Raw genomic sequence first — 26950 nt, 5'->3', positions numbered from 1 at the left:
TCAGCTCCTGTCCGCGTGTGAGAGTTCCCGGGGGAAGAGGGTGAGCCCGGCCAGGGCGACGTTCCCCTGAGCGGAGGCGGCGACGACGACTCGCTGCGTCGGCTCCGGTACGCCCGCCGCGAGCAGCCCGACGATGCGGCGCACGGGGGTGAGGCTGCCGCCGTTCACGGCGACGTTCACCGTGGCGGGTTCCAGTTCCTTCGCGTGCTCGCGCAGCCATTCCGCGACCGCGGCACCCACCGGCGAGCCGTCGAGCACGCCGTCCACGCGCACCGGCTTCGCCGGTCCCGCGCCGGCCATCCGGTCCCACAGCCCGCCGAGGACCTCGTCGGGCCGCGGCTCGTCCGGATCGAGGTACGCGCTGTGGACCTGGCAGGCGCCGTACGTCCTGGCGCCCCTGGCCTCGGCCGACGCGGCCGGTTCGCACACGAGCACCGCGGCGCCCGTGTCGGCCCCGTCGCCGTCGAACTGACTGGGCAGAGGCGCGTCTTCGGCGGCCCCGGCCAGCAGTACACTCGCCCGCCCGGCGGCCAGGGCGCGATCCGCGATCTGAAGGGACTCCAGCCCTGCCGTGGCCGGCGAGTTGGCCGTCAGGTTGAAGCCCCGTATGGAGAACTCCGTGGAGAGCCGGCTGGCGAAGGAGCTCATCGCCATGAACGGCGCCGTCGCCGGGGACAGTTCGGAGGCGCCCGAGTCGATGATCGTGCGGTCCATGGACTCCTGCAGGGCCGCGCCGACGTTGTTCGTGCCCACGACGGTGCCACGCCGCTCCTCCGCGACGCCTTCGAAGCAGTCGCCGGAGTCCTCCAGCGCCCGCTTCGCGGCGGCGAGCAGATACTGGCAGCCGGGCGGGAGGCGCTTGTAGCCGCGACCGGGCAACGCCGTCCGTACGTCGAACCAGTCCGGCCAGGGCGGCACGGCCGGGGCGAGGGCGTCCGCCGGTTCGTTCACGCCGGGTGCCACGGCGCCCAGCCCCGTGATCACCATCCGGCCCGTCGCGTTCACACGCCCCTCCCGGCAGAAGTCAGCGCAAACGAGGTGTTGTTGCCGCCGAATGCGTATGTGTTCACCAGAACCGCGTCACCGCTGAGCGGCACCGGCCGCTCCTGCGGCAGCCACACGTCGCACTCCGGGTCCTGGTTGACCGGCGCGTTGAGCGGAACGGTGCGGTTGTGCAGGATCAGGGCGGCGGCCAGCGCGGCGAACACGCCCGCCGCGCCCGCGGTGTGACCGATGGCGGCCTTGAGCGACAGCAGGGGCATGCGGTCGCAGTGACCGCCGAAGACCTGTCGCAGGGCGCGGCTCTCGACGACGTCGTTGAGCGGAGTCCCGGTTCCGTGCGGCAGCAGACAGCCGACGTCGTCGGGCCGCAGCCCGGCGTCTGCCAGGGCGTCGGTCATCGCCCGGACTATCTGGCGCCCCTCGGGATCGGGTGCCGTGGGGTGATGCGCGTCGCAACTCCACGCGGCACCGGCGAGTTCGGCGTATACGCGTGCGCCACGGCGGGCGGCGTGTTCGGCGGACTCCAGCACGGCCACGGCCGCTCCGTCGCCGAACATCGTCCCGGACCTGTCCCGGTCGAACGGGCGGCAGCGTTCCGGATCGGCGGCGCCCAGCCTGTCGAAACCGCCCATCCCCACCCGCGTCACGCCCTCGCCGCCCCCGACGAGAACCATGTCGGCCTCGCCGGCACGGATCATGTCCAGTGCGATCGTGAGCGCGTATCCACCCGCCGAACAGGCGTTTCCCACGCTGATGTTGCCCGCGCGTGACCCTATGGACCAGCCCACGACCGCGGAGGTGACGGTCAGCGGCGTCCACGGCGCATCGCCGGAGCCGTCCGGTCCGCGGCCGTTCTCCTGCACCTGGGCGTTGCCCATCTCCACGCCCATCACCACCGGCATGTTCCGACGCATGCCGGCGTCTGCGGACGCGTCCTCAAGGGCCTCGGCGGCTGCCTTCACGGCCGCCCGCGGCCCGGTCCCGAGGGGAATGCCGTTGAAGGTCTCAGGAGTGGCGGGCACGTCCTCGTCCGGTACGAGATACATGCGCGTGGCGCGCATGTTCATGTGGGGCAGCGGGACCTCGCGGGGGCTGGCGCCCCCCTGAAGTAGCCCCTTCCAGTACTCGGGTACGTCCCCGCCGAGGCACGACACGGCTCCCAGGCCGGTCACGACGGCTCGGCGGACGGGACTGGCTGTCGTCATGCCGCCCTCCCTCTCGATGTGTGCTCCTGCGGTGCGGACAGCAGCAACGCGGCCACCGCACTGGGATCGCCCTCTCCGTCGGCCCCTTGTCCGCCGGCCTGTCCGGCCTGTCCGGCCCGTTCTCCGCGGGCCGTCTCGCCGCTGCCTGCCACGGCCAGGACGGATTCCGCGCCTCCCTGGTCGAAGCGCGCCACGGCGGCAGCGCACTGCAGCACACCGAGCGCGCCCGAACAGCGGCCCAGCCGGGCGGTCACATCGATGACGGGCTGCTCCTGGCCGGCGTACTCGCCGGTGCCGGTGCCGGTGCCGGTGCCGGTTCCGGTCGAGGTCCCGGCTGCGGATGCCAGTTGCCGGCGCAGCGGCGACGTACCGGAGCGCAGCGCTCCACTCACCGCTGCCTCCCGGTCGACGTCACGGCCGTACCCGCTGACCAGCGCGCGAGGACGGACGCCCCGCCGCTCCGCGTGCGCGGCCGACTCCACGACGAGCCCGGCGGCTCCGTCGAGCCGGCGCGCGGAGCCGTCCTGGCCGTGGAGCCGGGCCACCGGTTCCGTGTCGGGCTCCACCCCGATCACGAGTGCGAGGTCGGCGCGGCCGGTGGCCGTCATCGTCCATGCCCAGAACACGGCGTCGAGCCCGCTCGCGGTGCCGCTGCACAGCGTCAGATTCGGGCCCCGCATACCGTGTTCGAGAGCGATCCAGCAGGCCGTCACATTGCTCGACATGTGCGGGACACGCATGGGGCTGAGCCCGACGACCGTCTCGCTGTGGATGGTGTCGGTGAACTCGCACACCGTGTCGAGGTTGCCGAAGTTGCTGCTGACCACGACCGCTCCGCGGTTCAGCGTCCCTTGGGTGCCGGCGTCCTCGCCGAGCAGGCCCGCGTCCCGGAGCGTACGGTCGGCGGCGCGCAGGGAGAGCCGTGAGGCCCGGTCCTTGTGCCGCATACCCCGCCCGCTCATCGCCACGTCCGCGCCGTCCGTGCGACTGGTGAGCCGCGCCGGGCCCAGCAGTTCCGCCGCGTCGCCGACACCTGTCGTGGCGAGCCCCACGCCCGTGATCACCGCCGGCCCCGGGACGCCAGTGCGTGCACGGGCCGGTCCGCCTGTTCCGCTCACTCCGCTCCCTCCAGGACCGCCACGCCGTTGATGCCACCCAGACCGATGGCATGGATCTGAGCCGTGTTCACAGGGGACGCGGCGGCCCGTCCGCCCACGAGGCGCAGTCCTTCCGACTCGGCCATCGGGCTCTCCAGACCGAGGATCGGAGGCACGGTGCCGTGGCGGATCGCCATCAGGGCCGTCACGACACTGAGCAGGCCGGAGCCTCCGCATGTGTGCCCCGCCGCGGACTTGATCGAGGTGACCAGCGGGCCCGGACCGGCGTCCGCGAAGATCTCGTGCAGCGCCTGCGCTTCCGCCACGTCGTTCTGTGCCGTGCCGCTGCCGTGCACGATCGCGAGATCGATGTCGTGCGGCTTCACCCCGGCGCGCTCGTGCGCTTCCCTGATGACTCCGGCCACGCTGGCCGCGTCGGGCATCGTCGGGTGGCTCGCGTCGCAGTTCAACGCCACGCCGCGGACCCGTGCGAGCGCCGGCGGGCCGGCCGCGTCCGTACGGCGGACCACCACCGCGACGGCTCCCTCGCCTATGAGCATGCCCCGCCGGGACTCGTCGAAGGGCCGGATCGACTCCGGGGGAGGGCTCTGCACCCTGTCCAGGCCTCCGAAGGAGCTCTCGGCGATCGAGTCCGTACCAGCCACGACGACGGTGTCGGCCATGCCGATGTCGATCAGGTCCGTGGCCATGGCGAGCGCGTACAGCGAAGCCGCGCACGCGCTGGCCACGGTCTGGGTGTGCGTGGTGCCGAACTCCTCGCGCATGGCCCGGGAGAAGTGCAGGTCGGCGGGCTCCAGCCGGGTGCCGCCGCCGTCGCGCCACCACAGCTCGGCCGTGCGCAGCTCCCGCAGCGTGGTGCCCACCAGGACCGGATACTCCGACACGTCGCCCGTGAGACCGGCGTCGCGCAGCGCCTCGGCAACGGCGCGGCGGAGCCAGCGGGTCGCGCGGCCCGGTTCGTCCTGACCCGGTACGGACCGGTCGTCGATCTCGTAGGCGTGCTGCACGCGGTACTTGTCCGCCTCGAACGCCCGCAGCGGAGCCACACCGCTCCGGCCGGCACAGAGCGCGCCGAATACCTCGTCCGTACCCTCACCGATGCAGGTGACGGCTCCCGTGCCGATGATGTCCCAGCTCATCGCAGCCCCTGTGGGCCGCGGAGCTTGAAGCGGGCCAGCTTTCCCGTCGAGGTCGTCGGCAGCGCCTCCAGGAGTTCGACACGGGTGGGCCGCTTGTGCGGGGCGAGCCTCGCACGCAGCGTGGCGCGGATGGCGCGGCGCAGCTCGTCGTGATCGGCGCCCTCGCGCGGCACGACGTACGCCGTGGCCTGTCCGAGCCCCGCCTCGTCGCGGGTGGCGGAGACGGCGCAGTCCTTCACCGCCTCCGTGTGCCGCAGCGCCGCTTCGATCTCCAGCGGGGAGACCTTGTACCCGCCCAGGTTGAGCAGGTCGTCCGAGCGGCAGATGTGCTGCAGATCGCCGTCGGCGGTACGGCGGACGATGTCGCCTGTGTAGACGCCGCCGTCGGTGAAGGTGTGGGCGTCGGCCTCCGGCCGGTCGATGTAGCCGAGAGCCACCGAGGCGCCCGCGATGTGCAACCGGCCCTCTTCGCCGTCGGGTTGGAGCTCGCCCTTCCCGTCCCGCACCGTCGCGGTCACACCCGGGACGGGCACGCCGGTGGAGCCGTTCGCCGGCCCGGGAGGCCGGGTGCTCACGACGATGTGCAGCGCCTCGGTCGAGCCGAGACCGTTGAGCAGGGGGAAACCGAAGGTGCCGGCCACGAGTTGGGACAGGTCGGCCGGAAGATGCTCGCCCGCCGACACCCCCGTACGGACCGAGTCGGTCTCCACGGCGCCGTTCTTCGCCGCGAGGTCCGCCAGTGACGCGTACACCCGTGGCACCGCGCACAGCACGGTCGGGCGGTGTCTGCGCAGCGCGACCGCGACCGTGTACGCGTCGACGGGGCCGTCCAGGAGGACCGTGCGAGCCCCGGCGGCGAGCGGGAACAGCACGGAGTTGCCGAACCCGTACCCGAAGGACAGCTTGGCCGTCGACAGCACGGTGTCGTCGGCCCGCAGCCGGAGCACGGCGCCGAAGCCGTCCAGTACGGCGTCGATTCCGGCGGCGCTGTGCCGCACTCCGCGGGGCCTGCCGGTGCTGCCGGAGGTGTACTGGACGAGGACCTCGTGGTCGTCGGGTGTCTCCGCGGGCTCACCCGGGTCACCGCCCTCGCCGAGCCGCGCCGCCGCCGCGTCGCCGGTGAGATGTCCGCGCACCTGTGAGCCGTCGATCCGGGCGATGCCGCCCAGCCGGCCGTGCAGCACGGCGGCTCTGCTCTCCGGCACGTCCAGGTGCACGAACGCCGGCGAGCAGTCCTCGGCGAGCAACGCGAGTTCCTCGTCCCGCAGTTCGGGACTCGTCGGTACGGGAACACAGCCGTGCCACCAGAGCCCGAGCACGGCCACGACGGCCGCCGCGGAGTCGTCGGAGACGACGAGACCCCGGCTGCCCGGGCGTACTCCCAGGTCGCCGAGCGCGGTGGCGTAGGCCCGCACCGCTCGGTGGAGTTGCTCGTAGCTGACTTCACCGACTGCGGAGTCGACATAGCTGACACGGTCGCCGCGGCCCGCCTTGAGGTGCCGCAGAAGCAGACGCTGCAATGGGTTCATTGTTCGTCTCCCGGCACGACCCGGCTCAACGCTTCCCGGTCATGCTGCAGTTGATGAAAAATATCGTCGAGTGAGCGCAGTTGCACGACTGTCTCGGGTTCGAGCGTCACGCCGAATTCACTCTCGACCCGTGCGAAGATCTCGGTCCGCTGCAGCGAGTCCAGTTCCATGTCGCGATGGAACGACGCGCTCGGATCGACGTCCTCGACATCCGTTTCCCACACCTCGGCCACGATTTCGCGCAGTCGCTCCAAGGTGTGCCGGCCAACAGTCGCCACTTCGACCTGCCTTCCTCGCTGGACGGTCGGAGTGATTCCAGTGCTTCGGAGCGGCCCTGGTCAACGGCTTGCTGCCGTTCCCCGCCGATCGCGCAACAAGCTCCCTGATACGCAAGAAAAGCCCTTCGGAACGAGCAACGGAAGCGGTCGCGAAAGCGCCCTCCGGCAGGGCATGGTCGAGCTTCGAAAAGGGGGAAAGCAGCCCTCTTCGTCATGCGGAGGTGCTTCGAGTGCGACGGACGGAGCAGGAGACTCCAGGCGGGATACGGGTTGTCCGTACCGCGGTTCCACTGGAGGAGGACGAAAGCATCGACCTGCCCTCCGTGCTGCGGGAACTGAGGCGGCGGCGCGGCGGAGTGCTGAGTTCCGGAATGGAGTATCCCGGCCGGTACCGCAAATGGCAGACCGCCTACACGGATCCCTGCCTGGAAATCACCGCGCAGGGGCGGAACATCCGGGTCACCTCGCTCAACGAGCGCGGACGCATCGTGCTCCCCGTCGTCTCCCGTGCTCTGCGGAGCGCCGGAGACACCGTGTCGGAGGACGACCGCCACACCTGTGTGCACATTCCGGCGCCCGAGGGGTTCTTCACCGAGGAGCAGCGCAGCCGGCGGCCCACCGTGTTCACCGCCTTGCGCGCGGTCACCCGGGAGTTCGCGGCGGCGGGCGACCCGTACCTCGGCCTCTACGGAGCGTTCGGCTACGACCTCGCCCAGCAGTTCGAGCCGCTGCGCCTTCACCGGCCGCGCCCGGCGGACCAGCGGGATCTGGTCCTGCATCTGGCGGACGAACTGATCGTCACCGACCTTGGGTTGGGCATGCACCACCGGCTGTCCTACGAGTTCGAGGTGGACGGCCGCAGCACGGCCGGGCTGCCGCGGGAGACCGACGCGATCCCCTCACCGGCGGCGGCGCCGCTTCCGGAACAGCCCACTCCGGGCGCCTATGCCGAGCTGGTGCGACGGGCGAAGGAGCGATTCGCCCGGGGCGATCTGTTCGAAGTCACCCCCGGGCACGTCGTGTACGGCGAGTGCGACGCACCGGAGGCCTTCTTCGAGCGTCTCCGGGCGGCCAACCCGGCCCCCTACGAATTCCACTTCAGCCTCGGCGAGGGCGAACACCTGGTGGGCGTGTCCCCCGAGATGTTCGTACGCGTCACCGCGGACGGCGCGGACGGCGCCGGCATGCGCGTGGAGACCTGCCCCATCGCCGGGACCGTCCGCAGGGGCGGCGACGCGCTCGAGGACGCCGAGCAGATCCGTGCCCTGCTGAACTCGGCCAAGAACGAGGCCGAACTGACCATGTGCACCGACGTTGACCGCAACGACAAGTCCCGTGTGTGCGAGCCCGCGAGCGTGCGGATCCTCGGCCGCCGTCAGATCGAGACGTACTCGAGGCTCATCCACACCGTCGACCACGTCGAGGGCACTCTGCGTCCCGGCTTCGACGCGTTCGACGCCTTCCTCTCGCACGCCTGGGCCGTCACCGTGACCGGCGCCCCGAAGACCTGGGCGATGCAGTTCATCGAGGACCACGAGGAGGTGCCCCGCCGCTGGTACGGGGGAGCGGTGGGCTTCGTCGGCTTCGACGGCTCCATGAACACCGGACTGACGCTCCGTACGGCGCAGATCCGCGACGGGATCGCCGCGGTACGGGCAGGCGCCACCCTCCTCCACGACTCCGACCCGGACGAGGAGGAGAAGGAGACCTATCTGAAGGCGGGTGCGCTGCTCGACGCCCTCGCCCCCGCGCCGGCCGCCACCGCAGCGAGTCCGGACACAGCGGGTCCGGACGCACCGAGTCCGGACGCGGCGGCGGCCGCGGCACCCGAGCCGCGGCGCGGGCGGGACGGAACCGCAAGTGCCGCTTCCGGCGCGGCCGCTGGGAGCGGACCCGCCGTGCCGAGGGTGCTGCTGATCGACCACGACGACTCGTTCGTCAACACGCTCGCCGGCTACTTCCGCCGGGAGCACGCCGATGTCACCACCGTCCGCCATGGCTTTCCCGAATCCCTGCTCGACGAACTCGCTCCGGACCTGGTCGTCCTCTCGCCCGGCCCCGGCCGGCCCGGGGACTTCGGCACCGCGGGCCTGCTGGACGCCCTCGACGCCAGAGCGCTGCCCGCCTTCGGGGTGTGCCTCGGGCTGCAGGCCATGGTCGAGCACGCGGGGGGAAGGCTCTCCCAGCTCCCCGAGCCGGCGCACGGCAAGCCCGGCGCGGTCAAGGTCACGGGCGGCGCGCTCTTCTCCGGACTGCCCGACGAGTTCACGGTCGGCCGCTACCACTCGCTGTACGCCACCACCGACCAGATACGCGGGCACTTCCACGTGACGGCGCTCAGCGGCGACATCGTCATGGGCATCGAGGATTCCGGCGCACGCCGCTCCGCCGTCCAGTTCCACCCCGAGTCGCTGCTGACCTCCTCGGCCGGGATGGGTCTCAAGATCGTCGCAAACGCCCTGCGGCTCGGCGCACCCCGTCCAGGGCGTTGACCGCCCGCCCGGGAGGCGGCCCGGACACTCCGGCGGTGTTCGCCGTGAGCGACCTGCACGTCGCCCATCCCGCGAACCGGCGCTTCGTGGAGGACCTCCGGCCCCGCACGCCGGAGGACTGGCTGCTGGTCGCCGGAGACACTGCGGAGCGGGCCGAAGACGTGGCAGGCGTTCTGCGCACCCTCAGCAGCCGCTTCCACACGGTGGTCTGGGCGCCGGGCAACCACGAACTGTGGACTCCGCCTTCCGACCCTCTCCAGCTCCGCGGTGAACGGCGCTACCGGCATCTCGTCGGTCTCTGCCGGGAGTTGGGCGTGGTCACCCCGGAGGACCCCTATCCGGTCTGGCGTGGCGCGGGCGGACCGGTCACCGTCGCCCCGCTCCATCTGCTCTACGACTACACCTTCCGCCCGCCAGGCACCCGGACCAAGCCGGAAGGCCTTGCCCGGGCCCGCGCGGCCGGGGTGCTGTGCGCGGACGAAGCCGTGCTGCACACGGACCCCTATCCGAACGCCGAGGCCTGGTGCGAGGCGCGGCTGGAGGAGACCGAACGCCGCCTGGCCGCCCGCGACACCGGTCTGCCGACGGTGCTGGTCAACCACTTCCCGCTGCTGCGCGAGCAGACAGAGCTGCTGCACCGCCCCGAACTCGCCCTGTGGTGCGGCACGGAGCGCACCGCTCGGTGGCACCTGCAATACCGTGCCGAGGCCGTGGTCTACGGGCACCTCCACATCCCCCGTACCACCTGGCACGACGGCGTACGGTTCGAGGAGGTCTCGCTCTGCTATCCGCGGGAGCGCCGCCGGTACGGCGATCCCCGTACGCCCCGTCGGATACTTCCGGCGCCGGTCTCCGCCCCTCCGGCTGGCGGATCCGGATGACCGGGAAGGCCGGACTCACTTGCCGGCCGGATCCCGCTCCACGCCCCGCTCGCCCGGCAGCGGTGCGCCCGACCGGCGCCCGCGCCACCGGAAGCGTGCCGCCGCGACGACGAGCAGCACCGCGAACGCCCCCGCCACCACGGGAATCCCCGTCCACTCCAAGGCGGCGGCGACCGTCCGCTGCACGGTGCCCGCGGCGTCGATGACCGGGTCGCCGCTCAGCGTGCCGCCGCTCAGTGCGCGGATCTCGTACCAGCCGTAGTACGCCGTGTATGCGCCCACGAGGACCAGCAGCCCGCCGCCCAGCCGGGACGCGACCGCACCCAGACTCCGCAGCCGCCCGACGGTGGACGTACGGGCCAGCGCCACCGCCAGGGCCGCCGTACCGACGACGGCGCCCATCCCCGCCGCGTACGCCCCGAAGAGCAGCATCCCGCCGGCGGCGGACCCGGTGCGGAAAGCCGAGACGACGATCGCCAGGAACGGCGCGATCGTGCAGCCGAGCGAGGCGACGGCGTACGCACCCCCGAAGAGCGCCATGGACGGAACGGAACGGGTGACGCCGGGCGCGCGGCGGACCTTGGGAAGCAGCGTGGGCAGTTCACGCCCTGCCAGCAGCCACCCGCCGGCCCCCGCGAGCAGCAGCCCGAAGACCACCGTGAACCACGGCAGGTGCTGCTGCACCTGGCTCGCCACGGGGGCGACCACCAGACCGAAGACCCCGAAGACGGCAGCGAATCCCAGCGTCATGGCGGCGGTCGCCGCCAGCGCGCGCCCCACGGCGGCGCCCCGCGAAGGCGAATCGTCGCCCAGCACGAGCAGCGACAGATAGGCAGGCAGAAGCGCGAAGCCACAGGGATTCACCGCCGCGAGCATGCCCGCGGTCAGCGCCAGCGCGAAGGGCAGATCGGCCATGGGGCGTCGGGCGGTTCAGCCGGCGAGCCCGGCCACCTGCTTGGTCAGCTGGTCGGGACCGGTCGCCACTCCCGAATGGACCGTCTTGCCGTTCTTGTCGAGCATGACGTACGAACTCTGCTGCGAGATGCCGAACTTCTTCCAGACGGCACCCTTCTGGTCGTTGAGGTGGGGGAAGTTGCCGACCTTCTGCGCCTTGACGAAGTTGCGTATCGGGTCGGTCTTGTCCAGCCCGGCCACGCCGACGAAGTTGACCTTGCCCTTGTACTTGTCGGCGAGCTTCGCCGTCTGCGCCGCCTGGCCCTGGCACGTCCCGCACCACGGCGCCCAGAACCACAGCACCGACGGCTTGTCCGCCAGCGACGAGCCCTTGAACGCCTTGCCGTCGAGCGTCTGGCTCGCGAACTGCAGCTTCGCGGGGGCGCCGTCCGGTGCCTTCTCTCCCGGGGCGACGCCCTCCGGGGCGCCTTCGCCCTTGCCCTTGTCCTCCTCCGGCGCCTTCCCGGCGCCGTCCGCCGATCCCTTGTCCGCGGGCTTGGGGGACGCGGAGCCTCCGTCGTCCATGCCGCAGCCGGCAACGGACAGGGAGCTCGCCACGAGCAGGGCGGTGAGGGCCACACGGGTTCGACCGGCACGCATCATCTGAATCCTCTGGTGATGAATCGGGCTCATCACGCTAGGAGGTCCCGCACGGCGACGGACGGTCTTTAGCGGCAGCTGACTAATCCGGCCGGGGCGCCGCGCCCCCCGGAGGTCGCCGGCTACATGTCGTCGGGGAGCAGCCGGAATGCGGAGTGGCCCGTCAAGGGGCGCACCATCCGGAAGTGACGGTGATCGAGCGTCAGCAGGGAGTCCGTGTGGTATTCGGCCGCCATCACCATGTTCATGGTGGCCGTCAGACCGATCTGCGGGTAACGGCGCATCGTGACCAGCGCCGTGGAGAGGTGATGCTCGGTCTCCGGCACGGCATAGCGTCGCACCGCGGCGCGGTCACGGACATGGGCCAGCGCGCCTTGCGCCGCATCCGGGCCGATGCGCGTGCTGATCAGGTAGTCGAGTTCGGCCAGCACGAACGGCGTGACCACGAGATGGGATGCCGCCGCAACGGCCTTGCGGCACGCGCCGTGTTCGGGTGCGCTTCCGTCGAAGTGGGCGTACAGGCCCGAGGTGTCGGCGATCAGAACGGTCACGCGCCGAACCCTTCCAGATAGCTTCCGCGCCCGGCTGACCAGTCCACGGCGGAGCCGCTGTAGAAGACCGGGGCGTCCTCGTCATCTCCCATGGGGTCCGTCGGGTACGCGGCGACGGTCTCGGTCATGACGGGGGACAGTATGGCGACCGGCCGGCCGTTCTTGGTCACCGTGACGCGCTCACCGCCCTCGGCGGCGGCGAGGATTCTCGAGGCGTTCTGATTGAACTCACGCGCGGTGGTCTCCATGTACTACAACTTACTACGCCTGCGTGCCGGGCGGTAATCGATCTCTTGATCAACCGTAAGTACGGGGCCGAGCACAGAGGGTGATCCGCATATATTGCTGCGATGAGCCCCGAATCTGCCGATACGGTCACTTTGTCCCTGTGCGGTGACGTCATGCTCGGCCGCGGTGTCGATCAGATCCTTCCGCATCCGGGCGCTCCGGAGCTGCACGAGGGCTTCATGCGGGACGCGCGGGCCTACGTCGAGCTGGTGGAGGCCGTCAGCGGGAAGATCCCCGCGCCCGTGGAGCCCGCCTGGCCGTGGGGCGATGCCCTGGAGGTGCTGGACGAGGCCGCACCCGACGTGCGGGTGATCAACCTCGAAACCAGCGTCACCCGGCACAGCGGTTTCGACCCGCACAAGGGCGTTCACTACCGGATGACCCCCGGCAACCTCGGCTGCCTGAGCGCCGCACGGCCCGACGTGTGCGTACTGGCGAACAACCACGTGCTGGACTTCGGGCGGCCCGGCCTCGAGGAGACGCTGGACGCACTCGCGGAGGCGGGCCTGCGGACCGCCGGAGCGGGACGGGACGCGGACGAGGCGTGCGCTCCCGCGGTGGTCCCGGTCGGCGGACGGCGGCGAGTGCTCGTCGTCTCCATGGGGACGCCCTCCAGCGGCATCCCGCCGGAGTGGGCCGCGAGGCCGGACCGTTCCGGAGTGAACTTCCTGGCCCTGCCCACCCAGGCCGAAGCTGCCCAAGTCTCCTCCCGCATGCGGGAGTCGCGGCGCATCGGGGACGTCGTCGTCGCGTCGGTGCACTGGGGCTCCAACTGGGGTTACGGCGTGCCCGGTGACCAGAGGGCCTTCGCGCACGCGCTCATCGACGGCGGCGGCGTCGACGTCGTCCACGGGCACTCCTCGCACCACCCGCGCCCCGTCGAGGTGTACCGGGGCAAGCTCGTGCTCTACGGCTGCGGCGACTTCGTCGACGACTACGAGGGCGTCGAGGGTCACGAGGAGTACCGCGACGATCTTCGGCTGCTCTATCTCGTCTCCGTCGAGGCGGACACGGGTCGCCTGGCGGCCCTGCACATGGCGCCCTTCCAGTCGCGGCAGATGCGGCTGCGGCATGCGGCACCGCAGGACGCGGAGTGGCTGCGCGGTGTACTCGACCGCGTCAGCCGCGAGTTCGGCGTACGGGTCGAGAACGGCGAGAACGGCATGCTCACCCTCCGGGCGGTGGAGCAGCGCCACCCCGATGCGGCGGGCGGTCGCCCCGCCCACCCCTGACAGCGCGCTCACCACTCCGCGAACGCGCCGTCCCCGTGCCGCCAGACCGGGTTGTGCCAGCTCTCCGCCGAGCCGTCCGCCGCGCGTACGGCCTTCTCGTCGATCTCGACACCCAGCCCCGGCCCGGTCGGCCGCAGCAGATGTCCCTCCTCGAAGCGGAAGACGGACCGATCGGCGACGTAGTCGAGCAGTTCGGCCCCCTTGTTGTAGTGGATGCCGATGGACTGCTCCTGTATGAGGAAGTTCGGGGTGCAGAAGGCGAGTTGCAGGGACGCGGCGAGCGCGAGCGGACCCAGCGGGCAGTGCGGTGCGACCGACACGTCGAAGGTCTCGGCGAGCGTCGCGATGCGGCGGCACTCCGAAATGCCGCCCGCGTGCGAGAGGTCGGGCTGGAGCACGGCTGCTCCCGCCTGCAGCGCGGGCAGCACGTCCGTACGGGAGAAGAGCCGCTCGCCGGTGGCGACCGGCAGGGACGTCGCGTCGGTCACCCTCGCCAGAAGGTGCGTGTACTCGGGCAGTACGGGCTCTTCCACGAACATGGGCGCGTAAGGCTCCAGCACCCCGGCCGCCCTGACCGCGCCCGCGGTCGAGAAGCGGCCGTGGAAGTCGATCGCGAAGTCCCGCCCGGGGCCGAGGGCTTCACGTGCGGCCTCCGCCCTCGCCGCCACCTCGTTCAGCTCGGAGACGGTGGGAAGCCGGCTCATCCTGCCCGAGGCGTTCATCTTCACCGCGGTGAACCCGGCGTCCACCTGGGCGGCGACCTGGTCACGCACGGCGGCCGGCTCGTCGCCGCCCACCCAGCTGTAGGCGCGTGCACGCTCCCGCACCGGACCGCCAAGCAGCCGGTGCACGGGAGCGTCGAGCGCCTTGCCCGCGATGTCCCACAGCGCCTGGTCGATGCCGGCGACGGCGCTGGAGAGGACGGGTCCGCCGCGGTAGAAGGATCCCTTCGTCATGAGCTGCCACAGGTCCTCGATGCGCGAGGGGTCCGCGCCGACGAGGAACTGGTCGGCGAGCTCCTGCACGGCCGTACGCACGCTGTCGGCACGGCCCTCCACCACGGGCTCGCCCCAGCCGACGAGACCGTCGTCCGTCTCGATGCGGCAGAAGAGCCAGCGCGGCGGCACGGCGAAGGTCTCGACTCGGGTGATCTTCAAGTGGTGCTCCAGGTGGATCAGTTCGGGCTCAGGGCAGCCGGTGCGGAGGGTTCTGCGCCACTCACCCCTTCACGCTTCCCTCGGTGAGGCCGGTCCTCCAGTAGCGCTGGAGCACCAGCATCGCGATGGCCAGCGGGATGACGGAGAGGAAGGCGCCTCCGACGGTGTACTGGACGAGTTCGGGCACCCGGTCCGCTGCGGTCTGCCAGGTGGTCAGGCCCAGCGTGATCGGGTACTTACGGTCGTCGGAGAGCATGACCAGCGGCAGGAAGTAGTTGTTCCAGATGCCCACGAACTGGAAGAGGAAGACCGTCACCAGGGCGGGCGACATGATGCGCAGCACCAGTCCGAAGAAGATCCGCCCCTCGCGTGCCCCGTCCACCCGCGCCGCCTCCAGCAACGTGTCGTCGACCGCCGACGCGGCGAAGATGCGGCAGAGGTAGACGCCGAAGGGGCTGACGAGGCTGGGGATCAGCACCGCCCAGTAGGTGTTGACCAGGCCGATCTTGTTGAACATCAGGTAGAGCGGCAGAGCCAGCGCGGTGTGCGGCAGCAGCACACCCGCGAGCACGGCCTTGAACGCTGCTTCCCGGCCCCGGAAGCGGTACTTGGCGAGGGCGAAGCCCGCCGCGGCCGCGAGCAGAGTGGCGAGCGCGGCGCCGACTCCCGCGTACAGCAGCGAGTTCAGCACCCACTGCAGATAGATGTTTCCGTCGTAGGTGAGGATCTGTGTGATGTTGTGCAGCAACTGCGGGCTGTCGAACCAGAGTCCGGTGCTGCCGTAGAGGTTCGCCGTGCTCTTCGTCGCGGCCACGACCAGCCAGTAGACCGGCAGCAGGAAGTAGCCGGCGGCGATCGCGAGCGAGGCGACGAGCAGGATGCGCCCAGGCGACGGCATGCGGCGCGGCGCGGCCGGTGCCGCGGTCGCGGGGGAGGGCGGCCGTGCGGCCGGGACCGGTTCACTCGTGGTCGTCGCGCTCATCGCCCACTCCTCTCCTTGCGGGTGACGAAACTGAGGAAGCCGAACGACAACGCGCATGCGACAAGGGCGAGAATCACGGACTTCGCCGCGGCCAGATAGATGTTGGCGTTCGCGAAAGCGTCGTTGTAGGCACTGAGGTTGGGCGTGAAGCTGGCGGTCACCGCGGGCGCCAGCAGCCTGACCACGAGCGGCTCCGCGAACAGCTGCATCGTGCCGATGATGGAGAAGACGCAGGTGAGGACGAGTGCCGGGCGCACCAGCGGAATCTTGATCCGCAGCGCCGTCTGCCACGGTCCCGCTCCGTCGATCTTCGCCGCCTCGTACAGCTCCTGCGGTATGGACTTCAGCTGAGCGATGATGATCAGCATGTTGTAGCCGGCGAACTCCCAGACGACGATGTTCGCGATCGACCACAGCACGTTGTCGTAACCGAGGAAGTCGGGCGCGGCGCCGCCGAGCACCTCGGTGATGGGGCTGATCCCCGGCACGTACAGAAATCCCCACAGGATGGTCGCGATGACGCCGGGGATGCCGTACGGCATGAAGTACGAGGCGCGCAGCAGCCCTGCCCAGCGGTTCGAGACCTGGTCCAGCAGCAGCGCCAGCGTCAGTGCGAGCACCAGCATCACGGGCACCTGGACGATGCCGAAGAGCAGCACCCGCCCGAAGCTGTCGACGAAGTCGTCCTGCTGGAGGGCGAGGGTGTAGTTCTCCAGGCCGCCGAAGCCCACGCTCGGCGCGCCCAGGCCGAGCGGGCCGTGCCGTTCGACCTTGAGCAGGCTCTGGTAGACGGCGTAGCCGATCGGCAGGACGAAGGTGAAGACGAAGAGCGCGAGGAACGGACCGAGGAAGAGCCAGGCGGAGCGGTCGGGCCGCGAGGAACGCCGGGTGCCGCCGCGTACGGACATGCCGCCGGAGTTCCCGGTGTCTTTGGAGGAGGCAGCGGCGGCAGTGGCGTCCCTCCCGGCTGCCGGTTCGGCCTGTGTCGCCATCATGCGCTCCTCACCTTGAGCCCCTTGGCCTTCAAGTCGTCGACGACGCGGCCCTGTACGTCGCGCAGCGCGTCCATGAGGCTGACCTTCCCGGCGGCGGCGCGTCCGAAGGCGTCCTTGATGTGCTCGAAGGACTGGACAGTGGTCGGGGCCCACTTCCAGGAGGTGTCGACGCGGCGGTCGGAGGTCTGGAACACCTCGTTGTAGCGCTGGCCGCCGAAGAACGGATCAGGCTTGCCGAGTGCCGTCTCGTCCAGGTCTACGTTGGCGGCCGGCCATCCGTAACCGGCCTTGACCAGAAGGTCGATGCTCTTGGGGTCGGTGTTGAGCCAGTGCGCGAATTCGATGGCTTCGGCGGGGTGGCGGGTGCCCTGGAGTATCGCGGTGGACGAACCTCCCCAGTTGGCGGAGGCGGTCTGCCCCGCCTCCCACTGCGGAAGCTCCGTAACGCGCCATTTGCCTTTCGTGCCGGGGGCGTTGCCGCGCAGCAGCGCGTCTCCCCACTGCGCCGCGAGCCAGCTCACCAGCTGCCCGGACTGCACGGCCTTGTACCAGACGCTCTGCGTGTCCGGCATGACCGCGAGCAGCCCGTCCCGCAGCAATCCGTCCCAGAAGTCGGCGACTTCGAGCGATGCCTTGCTGTCGATGTCGACGATCCAGGTGTCGCCCTCGGAGCGGATCCACTGCGCGCCGCGCTGCCAGGGGAACGCGGCGTACCACTGGGCGTTGTTGGGCGGGAAGGCACAGATGTGGGCGCCGCCGCCGCGCTTGTTGACCTTGAGCGCGGCGGTGCGGAACTCGTCCCAGGTGCGCGGCACTTCGATGTCCCAGCGCTCGAAGAGGTCCTTGCGGTAGTAGTGGGCCATGGGCCCCGAGGCCTGCGGCATCGCGTGGACCCGGCCGCCGAAGACGCCCTGGTTCCACTGCCAGTCGACGTAGTCGTCCTTGAGCTTGTCGGCGCCGTGCTCGCTCAGGTTCGTCAGCCCGTTGACCAGCATGAATTCGGGCAGTGCGTAGTACTCGATCTGCGCCAGGTCCGGCGGGCTGCCGGCCTTCAGCGACGCATGCATCTTCTGGTAGCCGCCCTGGGTGTTGGCGGGCACGATCTGCACCTGTACGTGGATGTCGGGATGCGTCTTGTTCCACAGGGCGACCGCCTTCTGCAGCGGCACCCACGTCCAGAAGACGAGCTCGACCTTGCGGCCGTCCCTGCGCGGTGCCTGCTCGGTGAGCCGTGCGGCGCCGGCCGACTCGCCGCAGGCAGCGAGCGCGGGAGTCGCGGCAGCGGCGGCGCCCCAGGAGAGGACCTTCCTACGGACCGGCATCTGACCTCCTTGTGAGGGAGTCCCCCGGACCGGAGGTCCAGGGAGGGGGTCCCCCAGGCCGGAGGCCGAGGGGGACTGTCGGGCTCTCAGCGCTCCATGACCGCGACGCCGCGCGGCGGAAGCGACACGGAGGTGACCGCGCCGGAGCCCGGGCTCAGGCGGTCACGCATCGGTTCCAGCAGTTCGACGACGGCAGAGCCGTCGCCGTGGTTGAGCAGGAACAGGAAGCTGTGCTCGTCGTCCTCGCGGACCGTGGCCTGGACGCGGTCGGGCAGTCCGGGCAGCACGGGGCCCACCCCAGCCGACTGCCGCACGTGGTCCAGCAGACGGCGCATGGCCGCGTGTTCGAGGCGCGTGCCGGCATACCAGGCGGTGCCGCGGCCGTAGCCGTGCCGGGTGACGGCGGGACGTCCCGCCAACTCGCCGGCGCCGAAGACCGCCACGGCCTCCGCGCCCTCCAACTCCACCGCCTCCGACCACAGATCACCCTCGGCGCCCCGCTCCTCGACGGGCCCGCCCGGCGCCACACCCTCGACGGGCACGCTCTCGCCCTCGTCCAGCGGCCAGAACTCCTCGACGCGCAGACCGAGCAACTGCCGCAGCGGCGCCGGGTATCCGCCCTGGTGGACGCGGTCGCGCTCGTCGACGATGCCGGAGAAGAACGAGACGAGCAGGTGCCCGCCGTCCTCCACGTACTCCGCCAGCCGGCGGGCGTCGTCCTCACGGAGCAGATAGAGATTCGGGACGACGACGAGCTTGTAGCCGGACAGTTCACTCGCCGGCGGAATGATGTCGCAGGCCACGCCCGCATCGAAGAGCGCACGGTGGTGAGCGCGGTTGATCAGCGTCTGGTCGAGGGCGGTCGAGGGATGCGAGTCGAGTTCCAGCGCCCACCAGCTGTTCCAGTCCGTCAGCAGCGCCGCCTCCGCGCGTGAGCGGGTGCCCGCGATCTCCGGTACGGAGGCGAACTCGCGCCCGAGCCCGCTCACTTCGCGGAAGATGCGGGTGTCCGTGCCGCCGTGCGGCAGCATCGCGGAGTGGAACTTCTCGGCGCCGCCCAGCGACTGCCGCCACTGGAAATACATGATCGCGTCGGCGCCCTGCGCGACCGCCTGCCAGCTCCACAGCCGCATCGCACCGGGGGGCTTCGGGCTGTTGCGCGGACGCCAGTTCACCGCGCTGGGCGCCTGCTCCAGCAGCATCCACGGCTGCCCGCCGCGAGCCGAGCGCATGAGGTCGAAGTTGAACGCGGCGCCGAGGTGCGTGTCCGGATCGTAGGGGTCCTGGTAGAAGTCCAGGGACATCACGTCCTGGTGGCGTGCCCACTCGAAGGCGTCCACCGGCTTGTGGTGCGGCATCAGATTCGTCGTCACCCGTACGTCCGGGGTGAGACGGCGCAGCACGGCCAGCTCGGCGAGATAGCACTGGCGCAGCGCGTCGTCGCTGAAGCGCAGGTAGTCCAGCTGCTGGGAGGGGTTGGCGAACGTGGGCGCGAGGCGCGGCGGCAGCACTTCCTCGAAGGAGTCGTAGCGCTGCGACCAGAAGGCGGTGTTCCAGGCGTCGTTGAGGACGTCGACGGTGCCGTAGCGCTCGCGCAGCCAGCGGCGGAAGTCCGCGGCCGAGACGTCGCAGAAGCACTGGCGGATATGGCAGCCGTACTCGTTGCCGACGTGCCACACCTCAAGGGCCGGGTGCTGTGCGTAGCGGGTCGCGACCTGTTCGGCGAGCCGGGTGGCGTACTCGCGGTAGACGGGGCTGGAGGGGCAGTAGTGCTGCCTGCTGCCGGGCCACTTGCGGCGGCCGTCCTCGGTCTCGGGAAGGATCTCCGGGTGCATCCGCGACAGCCACGGCGGCGGCGACGCGGTCATCGTCGCCAGGCACACGCGGAGACCCGCCTGCGCGAGGTTGTCCATGACGCGGTCGAACCACCCGAAGTCCCATTCGCCGGGGCGCGGTTCGACCCTTGCCCACGCGAAGACCCCTGCCGTCACCAGGGTGACCCCGGCCTCCTTCATCAGCAGGGTGTCCTCGGCCCACACCTCCTCGGGCCACTGTTCGGGGTAGTAGTCGCCGCCGAAGTGGATCCGCCTGTCCGGCCCTTCAGGCCTGTCTGCCCTCATGCTGCTGCGCACCTTCGCCTCTCGGGTCGGTCGCTCTCGGACGCCAAGCGTGGTCAATCCATTAATTATGAATTAACGTAAGTGCAGCTCGGGTGGCGGTCAACCCTCCGGGCGACGGTCCGTACCGGAGGAGGGAGGAGCGCCATGACAGGTCCGACGACCGGGCCCACGACCGAGCCTGCGGACGAGTCCGCGGCCGGGGGCGGGGCCGAGGCGGGGACCCGTGCCGAGGCAGGGACTGAGGCCGCGTCCGCGGGAGCCGCGGGCCGCTTCCGCGGCCGCACCGCCGTCGTGACCGGCTCCGCCACGGGCATCGGCGCCGCCACCGCTCGCCGCCTGGCCGCGGAGGGCGCCGCCGTCGTCGTCGCCGACGTCGACGAGGCGCGGGGCGCACGGGTCGCGAAGGAGATACGCGAAGCCGGCGGCGACGCGGTCTTCGTGCAGGCGGACGTGGCGTCGCAGGAGGCGTGGGGGCGCATCCTCGAATCCGCCCGCGCCTACGGGCCCGTCGGCGTCCTGGTCAGCAACGCCGTGAAGGTGGAGGTCGCCCCCGCGCACGAGACGTCGCCCGACTCGTGGAACCGGCAGATCTCCGTCGGGCTCACCGCCGCTTTCCTCGGCGTACGCGCCTGCCTCGAAGATCTGCGTGCCGAGCGCGGAGCCGTCGTCCTCGTCTCCTCCGTACACGCGCACCGCGGAATTCCCGGCCATCCCGCGTACGCCGCCGCGAAGGGCGGACTGCTCTCCCTCTGCGGCCAGTTGACCGTCGAGTACGGGCCGCAGGTGCGGTTCAACACCGTGCTCCCGGGCCCGGTCCTCACCGGGCTGTGGGACCGCGTGCCGGAGGAGGAGCGGGCGGCCAGCGTCGCGGAGACCGCCGCCCGCCGGTTCGGCACGCCGGAGGAGGTCGCCTCCGCGGTCGCGTACCTTGCTTCGCCGGAGGCGTCGTACGTCACCGGCGCGAGCCTCCTCGTCGACGGGGGGTGGAGCGTCATGAAGTCCTCGGCATGAAGTCCCATTCATGGCAGGCATGACAGAAGTCCCTTTCGTGACAGGGGAGTCGGGGAGCCGGGCCCCGAAGCGGGGGACTGGGGGGAGCGGGGGACGACCAACGGGAGAGAGAGAAGGGTCAGGGCAATGTCCGGTTATGCGCGCCGCGGGGTACACGGCCAGACCGTCGAGACCATCGCGCACCGCGTGCTGAGCGGCCGTATCGGCGAGGGGGACACGCTCGACCTGGGCGCGCTTCAGACCGAACTCGGCGTCAGCCTCACCGCGTTGCGCGAGTCGCTGAAGGTGCTCGCCGCCAAGGGCATGGTCGACGCCCGGCAGAAGCGGGGCACGTTCGTACGGCCGCGCGCCGACTGGCACTTCCTCGACGCGGACGTGCTCCGCTGGCAGTTCGAGTCCGCGGAAGGTCCGGCCGCAGGCGCCGGCAACCCCCTGCTGCGGGACCTGGGCGAGGTGCGCGGCATCGTCGAACCGGCCGCGGTACGGCTCGCCGCGGAGCGCCGCACCGAGGCGGACCTGGCGGCACTGGACGACGCGCTGGAGGCGATGGCGCGGGCCTCGGAGGTCGGCGACGAGGCCGTCGACGCCGACCTCGCCTTCCACCGGGCCCTGCTCGCGGCATCGCACAACGAGATGCTGGAGCGCATGGAGATGGTCATCGCCACGGGCCTCGCCCACCGCGACCGGCTCGTCCACGCCTCCGGCCACCGGCCGCAGAATCCCGTGCCGAGCCACGGCGCCGTCCTCGACGCCGTACGGGCGCAGGACCCCGACGCTGCGGAGGCGGCCATGCGGGCCCTCCTGGAGCAGTCGGCCCGCGACCTGGAGGAGATCCGGAGAGCGGGGCGCACGGGCTGATCCGAGGCAGTACGAAGGGGTGGGGCATCCTGCCTTGTGGCCTTCCAATCACCGTTACGCTTATGGGAGTTGGGAGTTGGTCCACGCGGGGGCGCAAGTGGCGATCGGGGGACGTCCGCAGTGACAGTGCCAGAGGTAAGAGTCGAAACGGTTGCTCTCGATGCGGCCGGTTCCCGGCAAATCGGCACAAGAACACGTGCCTCCGAGTTGCTCGGCGAACGAGCGGCCGAGGTGCAGGAGGCCATCCTTCAGGCTTCCGCCCTCGCCCAGCAGTCGCTGTCCCGCGTGCCGCAGCGTGACGGATGGCGCGTCTCCAGCGCGGAGGTCGTCTTCGGGCTCACTCTCGGAGCTGAGGCCGGCGTAATCCTCTCCAAGGCGTCGGCGGAGGCGTCGTTCGAAGTCACCCTCACCGTGGAACGGGCTCCGGCAACACCATGACGCGCACCGGCTATTGGGTGGATCTCTACCAGTCGCGACGGCGCCTGGGTGCCGGGTTCCTGCTCACACGCCGGTACGTGCTCACCGCGCTGCATTGCCTACGAGGGCTGGACCCTCTTGACGACGCGGTGGAGATCGACGTCGTGGGGGAGCGCAGCGTGCGCGGTCATGTCTGCCGACGAGCGAAGGAGGCCGACCTGGCCCTGATCGAGATCGCCGAAGCACATGACGTCCCGCTGCCCTTGCCGGCAGCGGGAATCGCCAAGCGCGGAGACCGGTGGTCGGGTCCGTACCAGCCTGCCCCCGGGGATGCCAGGCTCACCGGAAGCGTCGACTATGGCGGAACCCGTCACACCTGCGAAGGCGGAGGCGTGATCGAGGCCCTGCAGCTGACCGCGGACCAGCATCTCGGCGACTATTCCGGCTATTCCGGAGGGCCGGTGGAACGCGGCTCCGATGAGCGTGAACCGACCGTCCTCGGCATCCTGTTGGAGCAGGTGCTCGACAGGCACTCCACCGAGCAGCGTGCGGCCAACGTACTCATCGCCGCGACGATCGCCGATGCCCTGCGGCGCTTCGACCAATTCGACGTCAGCCATCTCATCGACGTCATCCGGCCTCCCTCGCAGAACCACGACTCACCCGCCCGCCGGTGGGGAAGTCCGGAGACGGAGAGGTCGGAGCGCATAGCGGAGGGAGAATCGCTGCTGGTCGCCCTGCGGCAATGGTCAGAGCGCGGGCTCATCGACGCCACGCAGGCCGCCGAACTCCAGTCGCGTGTGGCGCAGCGAGTGATCGACGGCGAACTGGGGGGCGGCGGCCGTGCTTGAGTCGTGGGCAGAGGTCATCGTCTGTGCCGAGAACGCCGCATGCGGAGACGAAGCATCGCGCTCACGGCTCAAGACGCAGGCCTGCGCGTTCGTCGACCGGACCGAGACCGTGCTCGACCAGGAGACGCCCGGTCGCCTCGCCTACTTCGTCCCGCTGCTGGAGGCGGCGGGGCTCCAGAACGTCGCCCACGACGTCACGAACGTGCTGACGCGGTGGACCTTGGAGGGTCATCCCGTACCCCGGGCCCAACGCGCCGCTCTCAGTAACAAGTTGCTCATTCTGCTGGTCGACCGCGGTGACCTGGACACGGCACTGCGCATGCACCCGCTGACCACGCTGCCCACCGAGTCCGGGCCGTCCGATCGCGCCGACCGGGCCCGAGCCCTGGCCAACCACGCGGCGATCATGATGCGAATGGGCAACTCGGCCTCGGCCTACGATCTCGCAGACGCAGCCAGGTCCGAAGCCGGATCGATGGAGAACGGCACTCAGGAAGCACTGGAGACACAACTTCTGGCGCTCTCCGTGCAGTTGGAGGGGATCAACAGCCATCGGGCAGGGGCTGACTCGGATGTCGATTCGCTGGTGGACGAACTGGAGACCGTTGCCCGTCGCTTGGTCGCCTTGCTGGGGAACGAGCATCCACTGTCTCTGTCGGCGCTGATCACCCTCGCTTCGGCGGAACTCGAATCGGCACGAGTGGCTGACGCGACGGATCGCATGGAGCGTGCGACGGAAGTGCTCGCCATCGCGGCACAAAAGGCCTCCGCGAGGTACGGCCGGCGGCATCCGCAGGCTCGCGCCGCCTTCGCCGGCCTCGCATATGCGGAGTTCCAAACGGCGAGCCACGCAGGTACATCGGCCGGGCGCGCTCAGCACGCGGCAGACCTGCTCAGGACAGCAGCCTCGGAATTCCCGCTTCCGGGCCTGCCGGCGAATGTCACCGGACCTCGCACCCACCGGACACCGCTCAAGCAGGAGACCTCGGCCGCAGGGCCCGCCGCAGCCAGCTCGTCGAAGCTGCGCTTCTCCGTGCTCGGCCCTGTCCGGGTCTGGCGTGGTGATCAGGAGCTCAGCATGGGCTCGCCGCAGCAGCGAGCGGCCCTCGCCACTCTCCTGCTCAGAGGCGGGCATGTGGACGTCGAGGAGTTGAGCGACGCGCTCTGGGGCGACGACCCCCCTGACCAGGCCGCGGCCGCGTTGCGCACGTACACCAGCCGGATCCGGAAGGCACTGGGCAGTGACGCCGACCTCCTGGTGAGGGAGTCCGGCGGCTACGCGATCCGCAGGAACGGCGATGCCACTCTCGATCTCGACGTCGTCCTCGATCTTGCGGCGCGCGCCGAGAGGTCGGAAAGCACGGATCAGGCCCGCGCGCTCTACGACGCGGCGCTGAAGCACTGGGACGGCACAGCGCTGGCGCATGTTCCAGGTCCGTACGCGGAGGCGCAGCGTGCCAGGCTCACCGAGTGGCGGCTGAGTCTGGAGGAGCGCAGACTCGACCTCGACCTTCAGGCAGGCAGGTACGCGGAGGCCGTCTCAGAGCTGACCCACCTGACCGTCGCCCACCCGCTGAGGGAGCGGCTGCGCGAGATGCTGATGCTCGCCCTGTACCGCAGCGGCCGTCAGGCTGAAGCCCTCGCCGTCTACGCCGACACCCGGCGGCTTCTGGCCGATGAACTCGGCATCGACCCGCGCCCGGAGCTGAGCGACCTCCATCAGCGCATCCTGACGGCCGACGAAAGTCTCAACCACGGTCCTGACGAATCCACCGATGCCGACGTAGTACGCAGGCCGGCTCAACTGCCCGGGAGCGTCTTCGACTTCACCGGACGAGAGATGTTCGTCGAGGAGCTGGTGCGGCAGCTCGCCGAACCGGACTGCACTGTGACCGCCATTTCCGCGAATGCAGGCGTCGGCAAGACCACCTTGGCCGTACACGTGGCGAATGCGGCCGCCGAGTACTTCCCTGACGGTCAGCTCTACGTCGATCTTCAAGGGGCCGGGCCATCGGCTGCGGACCCGGGTGCGGTGCTGGGCGCCTTTCTGCGGTCGTTGGGCACCGCTGACGCCTCGGTACCGGACGGAGTGGCTGAACGCGCCGCCCTGTTCCGTTCGCTTCTCACGGGCAGGCGGGTCCTGATTCTCCTGGACAACGCCAGGGACGCCGCACAGGTACGCCCGCTGCTGCCGCCTGAAGGCAGCGTGGCACTGGTCACCAGCAGGACTCGCATGGTCGATCTGGCGGGTGCCTATCTGCTCGACCTGGACGTCATGAGTCCGGACGAGGCCATGACATTGTTCATGCGGATCGTGGGTGAGGAACGCGTTCTGAACGAACGGAAGGCGGCCATGGACGTCGTGGGCGTCTGCGGATTCCTGCCGCTGGCCATCCGTATCGCCGCGGCCCGGCTGGCAGCACGGCGTACCTGGACCGTGTCCGTGCTCGCCTCGAAGCTCGCTGACGGCCGGCGTCGCCTTGATGAACTCCAGGCCGGTGACCAGGCCATCAAGGCCACGTTCGAGCTCGGTTACGGACAGCTCGACCCGGAGCAGGCACGGGCTTTCCGACTGCTGGGTCTCGCCGACGGCCCCGATATCTCCTTGGACGCGGCAGCCGCCGTGCTCGACCTCTCTCCGGATACGACGGAATTCCTTCTCGAATCACTTGTCGACACTTCTCTGCTCGAATCCGCAGCACCCGGCCGCTACCGATTCCACGACCTGGTCCGGCTCTTCGCCCGGGCCTGCGCTGAACGCGACCAGCAACCGGAGAGTGCCCGGGAGGCGGCACTCTCCCGCCTGCTCGATTTCTACCTCGCGACGGCTGCGCAGGTGTACCGGTTGCAAAGGCCTCAAGAACGGCTCGTCAATCACCTCGAACCCACCACGGACACCGGCCTCGCCTTCACCGGTCAGAGCGCCGCCATCGACTGGCTCTTCACCGAGTCGGCCTGCTTCCTCTCCTGCATCCGCCAACTCGCCTCCGGTGCGACGCTGCGCCGGGCAGCCGACCTGTTGATGATCGCCAGCGACATCGTGGACGCGGGCTTCGGCACGAGTCAGTACGAGCAGGCCGCGGAGGCGGTCAAAGAGGGCGCGCAAGCGGCAGGAGACGTTCATGCGGAGGCTCGTGCTCGCTCCGTATTGTCGACGCTTTACATGAGGGCGGGCTTCTTCGGCCGCGCCGAAGCAGAAGCGCGCACGGCGGGCAATCTGGGGGCTGCCTCCGAGGATCCTGTTTCCTCCGCCTACGCGGCGAACAATCGTGGAATCATCGCCGATTTCCAGGGCAGGCATGCCGATGCGGAAGAATTCCTGGAACAGGCTCTTTCCTTGTTCCGCGAAAACAGCTATCAGCTCTCCGAAGCCGCGGCCCTGTGCGATCTTTCCCTGGTTCACGTCAGCCTGGACCGTGCCGACGGGGCGATGACGCTCGCAGAGGAAGCCCTGGCCGTCTTCCGGCGTTTTCCCGGCACAAGTGCGGCCAAGGGCCTCTACACGCTCGGCGTCGCTCTCACAGCGAACGGGGCATTGGAAGAGGCACAGCAGCAGCTGTCGGATGCGCTGGAGATGTTCCGCAGGAGCCGCCAGTCGCGATGGGAAGGCATGGTCCACTTCCGTCTTGCCGAAGTACACCTCGGGCAGGGCCGGTCCGCCGAAGCCGCCGGCCAGGCCGAACAGGCGCTGGCGATGCGTGGGATCGGTGGCGACTGGCACCGGGGAACCGTCCTGGTGACCCTTGGAAAGGCACTGCACGCCCTGGCGCAGCCGGGCCGCGCCAAGGCCTGCTGGCAGGAGGCACTCGCCATCTTCGAGGAACTGGCGACTCCGGAAGTCGCCGACGTCAGGCAGCTGTTGGCACGGAGCGAAGACAACGCCGTGGCCTAGGAGGTCCGACGGCGGCCGGTTCGCGCGCCTTGATGATCAACGCCTCGCCGAAGCGCGCCGGTTCGGGCGAGCAGGC

Annotated in this window: 23 protein-coding genes; 8 read left to right on the top strand and 15 right to left on the bottom strand. The window is 70.3% G+C overall.

Annotated features, from left to right (window positions below; all coding sequences use genetic code 11):
* The 6 genes from ACSMXX_RS03490 to ACSMXX_RS03465 are packed head-to-tail and all read right to left on the bottom strand — an operon-like array spanning nucleotide 1 to nucleotide 6271.
* On the bottom strand, nucleotides 1-1005 hold the full coding sequence (locus ACSMXX_RS03490) for a beta-ketoacyl synthase N-terminal-like domain-containing protein (protein WP_473182555.1): 1005 nt from the start codon (nucleotides 1003-1005) through the stop codon (nucleotides 1-3).
* Entirely contained in the window at nucleotides 1002-2207 is a 1206-nt protein-coding gene (locus ACSMXX_RS03485; protein WP_473182554.1) for a beta-ketoacyl-[acyl-carrier-protein] synthase family protein, read from the bottom strand. Before ACSMXX_RS03485 ends, ACSMXX_RS03490 begins: the two co-directional genes overlap by 4 nt.
* Nucleotides 2204-3325: a beta-ketoacyl synthase N-terminal-like domain-containing protein gene (locus ACSMXX_RS03480; RefSeq protein ID WP_473182553.1), complete on the bottom strand. Its 1122-nt coding sequence runs from the start codon at nucleotides 3323-3325 to the stop codon at nucleotides 2204-2206. The genes ACSMXX_RS03485 and ACSMXX_RS03480 overlap by 4 nt, the downstream gene beginning before the upstream one ends.
* Nucleotides 3322-4464, bottom strand: a complete 1143-nt coding sequence (locus ACSMXX_RS03475; protein ID WP_473182552.1) for a beta-ketoacyl-[acyl-carrier-protein] synthase family protein — start codon at nucleotides 4462-4464, stop codon at nucleotides 3322-3324. The genes ACSMXX_RS03480 and ACSMXX_RS03475 overlap by 4 nt, the downstream gene beginning before the upstream one ends.
* Nucleotides 4461-5993, bottom strand: coding sequence for an AMP-binding protein (locus tag ACSMXX_RS03470; RefSeq protein WP_473182551.1), 1533 nt, complete (start codon nucleotides 5991-5993; stop codon nucleotides 4461-4463). Before ACSMXX_RS03470 ends, ACSMXX_RS03475 begins: the two co-directional genes overlap by 4 nt.
* Nucleotides 5990-6271, bottom strand: coding sequence for an acyl carrier protein (locus ACSMXX_RS03465; protein WP_473182550.1), 282 nt, complete (start codon nucleotides 6269-6271; stop codon nucleotides 5990-5992). Before ACSMXX_RS03465 ends, ACSMXX_RS03470 begins: the two co-directional genes overlap by 4 nt.
* 230 nt (nucleotides 6272-6501) lie before the next feature.
* Here ACSMXX_RS03465 and ACSMXX_RS03460 point away from each other — a divergent pair, with 230 nt between their 5' ends.
* Entirely contained in the window at nucleotides 6502-8763 is a 2262-nt protein-coding gene (locus ACSMXX_RS03460; protein WP_473182549.1) for an anthranilate synthase component I, read from the top strand.
* Between the two features lie 35 nt (nucleotides 8764-8798).
* Nucleotides 8799-9644 carry a metallophosphoesterase family protein gene (locus ACSMXX_RS03455; RefSeq protein ID WP_473182548.1) on the top strand — a complete coding sequence of 282 codons (846 nt, stop codon included), beginning with the start codon at nucleotides 8799-8801 and terminating at the stop codon, nucleotides 9642-9644.
* 15 nt (nucleotides 9645-9659) lie between these two features.
* Here the strand turns inward: ACSMXX_RS03455 and ACSMXX_RS03450 are convergent, their stop codons facing one another.
* The 4 genes from ACSMXX_RS03450 to ACSMXX_RS03435 form a co-directional block, all read right to left on the bottom strand.
* A complete protein-coding gene (locus tag ACSMXX_RS03450; protein WP_473182547.1) occupies nucleotides 9660-10559 on the bottom strand; it encodes a cytochrome c biogenesis CcdA family protein in 900 nt (299 codons plus the stop codon).
* A 15-nt stretch (nucleotides 10560-10574) separates the two neighbouring features.
* Nucleotides 10575-11201 (bottom strand): redoxin family protein, encoded by a 627-nt coding sequence (locus tag ACSMXX_RS03445; RefSeq protein ID WP_473182546.1) that lies wholly within the window; start codon nucleotides 11199-11201, stop codon nucleotides 10575-10577.
* A 119-nt stretch (nucleotides 11202-11320) separates the two neighbouring features.
* Nucleotides 11321-11749, bottom strand: coding sequence for a PIN domain-containing protein (locus tag ACSMXX_RS03440; RefSeq protein ID WP_473182545.1), 429 nt, complete (start codon nucleotides 11747-11749; stop codon nucleotides 11321-11323).
* The gene (locus ACSMXX_RS03435; protein WP_473182544.1) at nucleotides 11746-11997 is read right to left on the bottom strand and encodes a type II toxin-antitoxin system Phd/YefM family antitoxin; all 252 of its coding nucleotides are present in this window, start codon (nucleotides 11995-11997) and stop codon (nucleotides 11746-11748) included. Before ACSMXX_RS03435 ends, ACSMXX_RS03440 begins: the two co-directional genes overlap by 4 nt.
* Nucleotides 11998-12099: 102 nt before the next feature.
* Between ACSMXX_RS03435 and ACSMXX_RS03430 the strand changes: the two genes are divergently transcribed.
* Nucleotides 12100-13269: a CapA family protein gene (locus ACSMXX_RS03430; RefSeq protein ID WP_473182543.1), complete on the top strand. Its 1170-nt coding sequence runs from the start codon at nucleotides 12100-12102 to the stop codon at nucleotides 13267-13269.
* An 8-nt stretch (nucleotides 13270-13277) separates the two neighbouring features.
* On the opposite strand, the gene dgoD is transcribed toward ACSMXX_RS03430, so the two are convergent.
* From dgoD to ACSMXX_RS03405, 5 genes are all read right to left on the bottom strand, one after another.
* Entirely contained in the window at nucleotides 13278-14426 is a 1149-nt protein-coding gene (gene dgoD / locus ACSMXX_RS03425) for a galactonate dehydratase (RefSeq protein WP_473182542.1), read from the bottom strand.
* A 61-nt stretch (nucleotides 14427-14487) separates the two neighbouring features.
* On the bottom strand, nucleotides 14488-15408 hold the full coding sequence (locus ACSMXX_RS03420) for a carbohydrate ABC transporter permease (protein WP_473182541.1): 921 nt from the start codon (nucleotides 15406-15408) through the stop codon (nucleotides 14488-14490).
* A complete protein-coding gene (locus ACSMXX_RS03415) occupies nucleotides 15405-16316 on the bottom strand; it encodes a carbohydrate ABC transporter permease (protein WP_473184613.1) in 912 nt (303 codons plus the stop codon). The genes ACSMXX_RS03420 and ACSMXX_RS03415 overlap by 4 nt, the downstream gene beginning before the upstream one ends.
* Nucleotides 16317-16399: 83 nt before the next feature.
* Nucleotides 16400-17725 (bottom strand): ABC transporter substrate-binding protein, encoded by a 1326-nt coding sequence (locus tag ACSMXX_RS03410; protein WP_473182540.1) that lies wholly within the window; start codon nucleotides 17723-17725, stop codon nucleotides 16400-16402.
* Between the two features lie 86 nt (nucleotides 17726-17811).
* Nucleotides 17812-19845, bottom strand: coding sequence for a beta-galactosidase (locus ACSMXX_RS03405; protein ID WP_473182539.1), 2034 nt, complete (start codon nucleotides 19843-19845; stop codon nucleotides 17812-17814).
* A gap of 144 nt (nucleotides 19846-19989) precedes the next feature.
* Here ACSMXX_RS03405 and ACSMXX_RS03400 point away from each other — a divergent pair, with 144 nt between their 5' ends.
* The 5 genes from ACSMXX_RS03400 to ACSMXX_RS03380 all read left to right on the top strand — a co-directional run bounded on the left by ACSMXX_RS03400 (nucleotide 19990) and on the right by ACSMXX_RS03380 (nucleotide 26874).
* A complete protein-coding gene (locus ACSMXX_RS03400) occupies nucleotides 19990-20856 on the top strand; it encodes an SDR family NAD(P)-dependent oxidoreductase (RefSeq protein WP_473182538.1) in 867 nt (288 codons plus the stop codon).
* 126 nt (nucleotides 20857-20982) lie between these two features.
* The gene (locus ACSMXX_RS03395; RefSeq protein ID WP_473182537.1) at nucleotides 20983-21714 is read left to right on the top strand and encodes a FadR/GntR family transcriptional regulator; all 732 of its coding nucleotides are present in this window, start codon (nucleotides 20983-20985) and stop codon (nucleotides 21712-21714) included.
* Between the two features lie 36 nt (nucleotides 21715-21750).
* Nucleotides 21751-22152 carry a CU044_2847 family protein gene (locus ACSMXX_RS03390; protein ID WP_473182536.1) on the top strand — a complete coding sequence of 134 codons (402 nt, stop codon included), beginning with the start codon at nucleotides 21751-21753 and terminating at the stop codon, nucleotides 22150-22152.
* On the top strand, nucleotides 22149-22982 hold the full coding sequence (locus tag ACSMXX_RS03385) for a serine protease family protein (RefSeq protein ID WP_473182535.1): 834 nt from the start codon (nucleotides 22149-22151) through the stop codon (nucleotides 22980-22982). The genes ACSMXX_RS03390 and ACSMXX_RS03385 overlap by 4 nt, the downstream gene beginning before the upstream one ends.
* Before the next feature lie 928 nt (nucleotides 22983-23910).
* Nucleotides 23911-26874 carry an AfsR/SARP family transcriptional regulator gene (locus tag ACSMXX_RS03380; protein ID WP_473184612.1) on the top strand — a complete coding sequence of 988 codons (2964 nt, stop codon included), beginning with the start codon at nucleotides 23911-23913 and terminating at the stop codon, nucleotides 26872-26874.
* Nucleotides 26875-26950 lie beyond the last annotated feature (76 nt).

The sequence above is a fragment of the Streptomyces sp. DSM 116795 genome (genome assembly GCF_055792905.1).
Note: the sequence above shows the minus strand (reverse complement) of the source record. Positions and strands in the feature narration are given on the sequence as shown.

Excerpts from the sequence above, each read along its gene's own strand:
- ACSMXX_RS03485 (WP_473182554.1), bottom strand. The coding sequence starts at position 2,207 with ATGACGACAGCCAGTCCCGTCCGCCGAGCCGTCGTGACCGGCCTGGGA.
- ACSMXX_RS03475 (WP_473182552.1), bottom strand. The coding sequence starts at position 4,464 with ATGAGCTGGGACATCATCGGCACGGGAGCCGTCACCTGCATCGGTGAG.
- ACSMXX_RS03470 (WP_473182551.1), bottom strand. The coding sequence starts at position 5,993 with ATGAACCCATTGCAGCGTCTGCTTCTGCGGCACCTCAAGGCGGGCCGC.
- ACSMXX_RS03450 (WP_473182547.1), bottom strand. The coding sequence starts at position 10,559 with ATGGCCGATCTGCCCTTCGCGCTGGCGCTGACCGCGGGCATGCTCGCG.
- ACSMXX_RS03445 (WP_473182546.1), bottom strand. The coding sequence starts at position 11,201 with ATGATGCGTGCCGGTCGAACCCGTGTGGCCCTCACCGCCCTGCTCGTG.
- ACSMXX_RS03435 (WP_473182544.1), bottom strand. The coding sequence starts at position 11,997 with ATGGAGACCACCGCGCGTGAGTTCAATCAGAACGCCTCGAGAATCCTC.
- ACSMXX_RS03430 (WP_473182543.1), top strand. The coding sequence starts at position 12,100 with ATGAGCCCCGAATCTGCCGATACGGTCACTTTGTCCCTGTGCGGTGAC.
- ACSMXX_RS03420 (WP_473182541.1), bottom strand. The coding sequence starts at position 15,408 with ATGAGCGCGACGACCACGAGTGAACCGGTCCCGGCCGCACGGCCGCCC.
- ACSMXX_RS03415 (WP_473184613.1), bottom strand. The coding sequence starts at position 16,316 with ATGTCCGTACGCGGCGGCACCCGGCGTTCCTCGCGGCCCGACCGCTCC.
- ACSMXX_RS03410 (WP_473182540.1), bottom strand. The coding sequence starts at position 17,725 with ATGCCGGTCCGTAGGAAGGTCCTCTCCTGGGGCGCCGCCGCTGCCGCG.
- ACSMXX_RS03405 (WP_473182539.1), bottom strand. The coding sequence starts at position 19,845 with ATGAGGGCAGACAGGCCTGAAGGGCCGGACAGGCGGATCCACTTCGGC.
- ACSMXX_RS03400 (WP_473182538.1), top strand. The coding sequence starts at position 19,990 with ATGACAGGTCCGACGACCGGGCCCACGACCGAGCCTGCGGACGAGTCC.
- ACSMXX_RS03395 (WP_473182537.1), top strand. The coding sequence starts at position 20,983 with ATGTCCGGTTATGCGCGCCGCGGGGTACACGGCCAGACCGTCGAGACC.
- ACSMXX_RS03385 (WP_473182535.1), top strand. The coding sequence starts at position 22,149 with ATGACGCGCACCGGCTATTGGGTGGATCTCTACCAGTCGCGACGGCGC.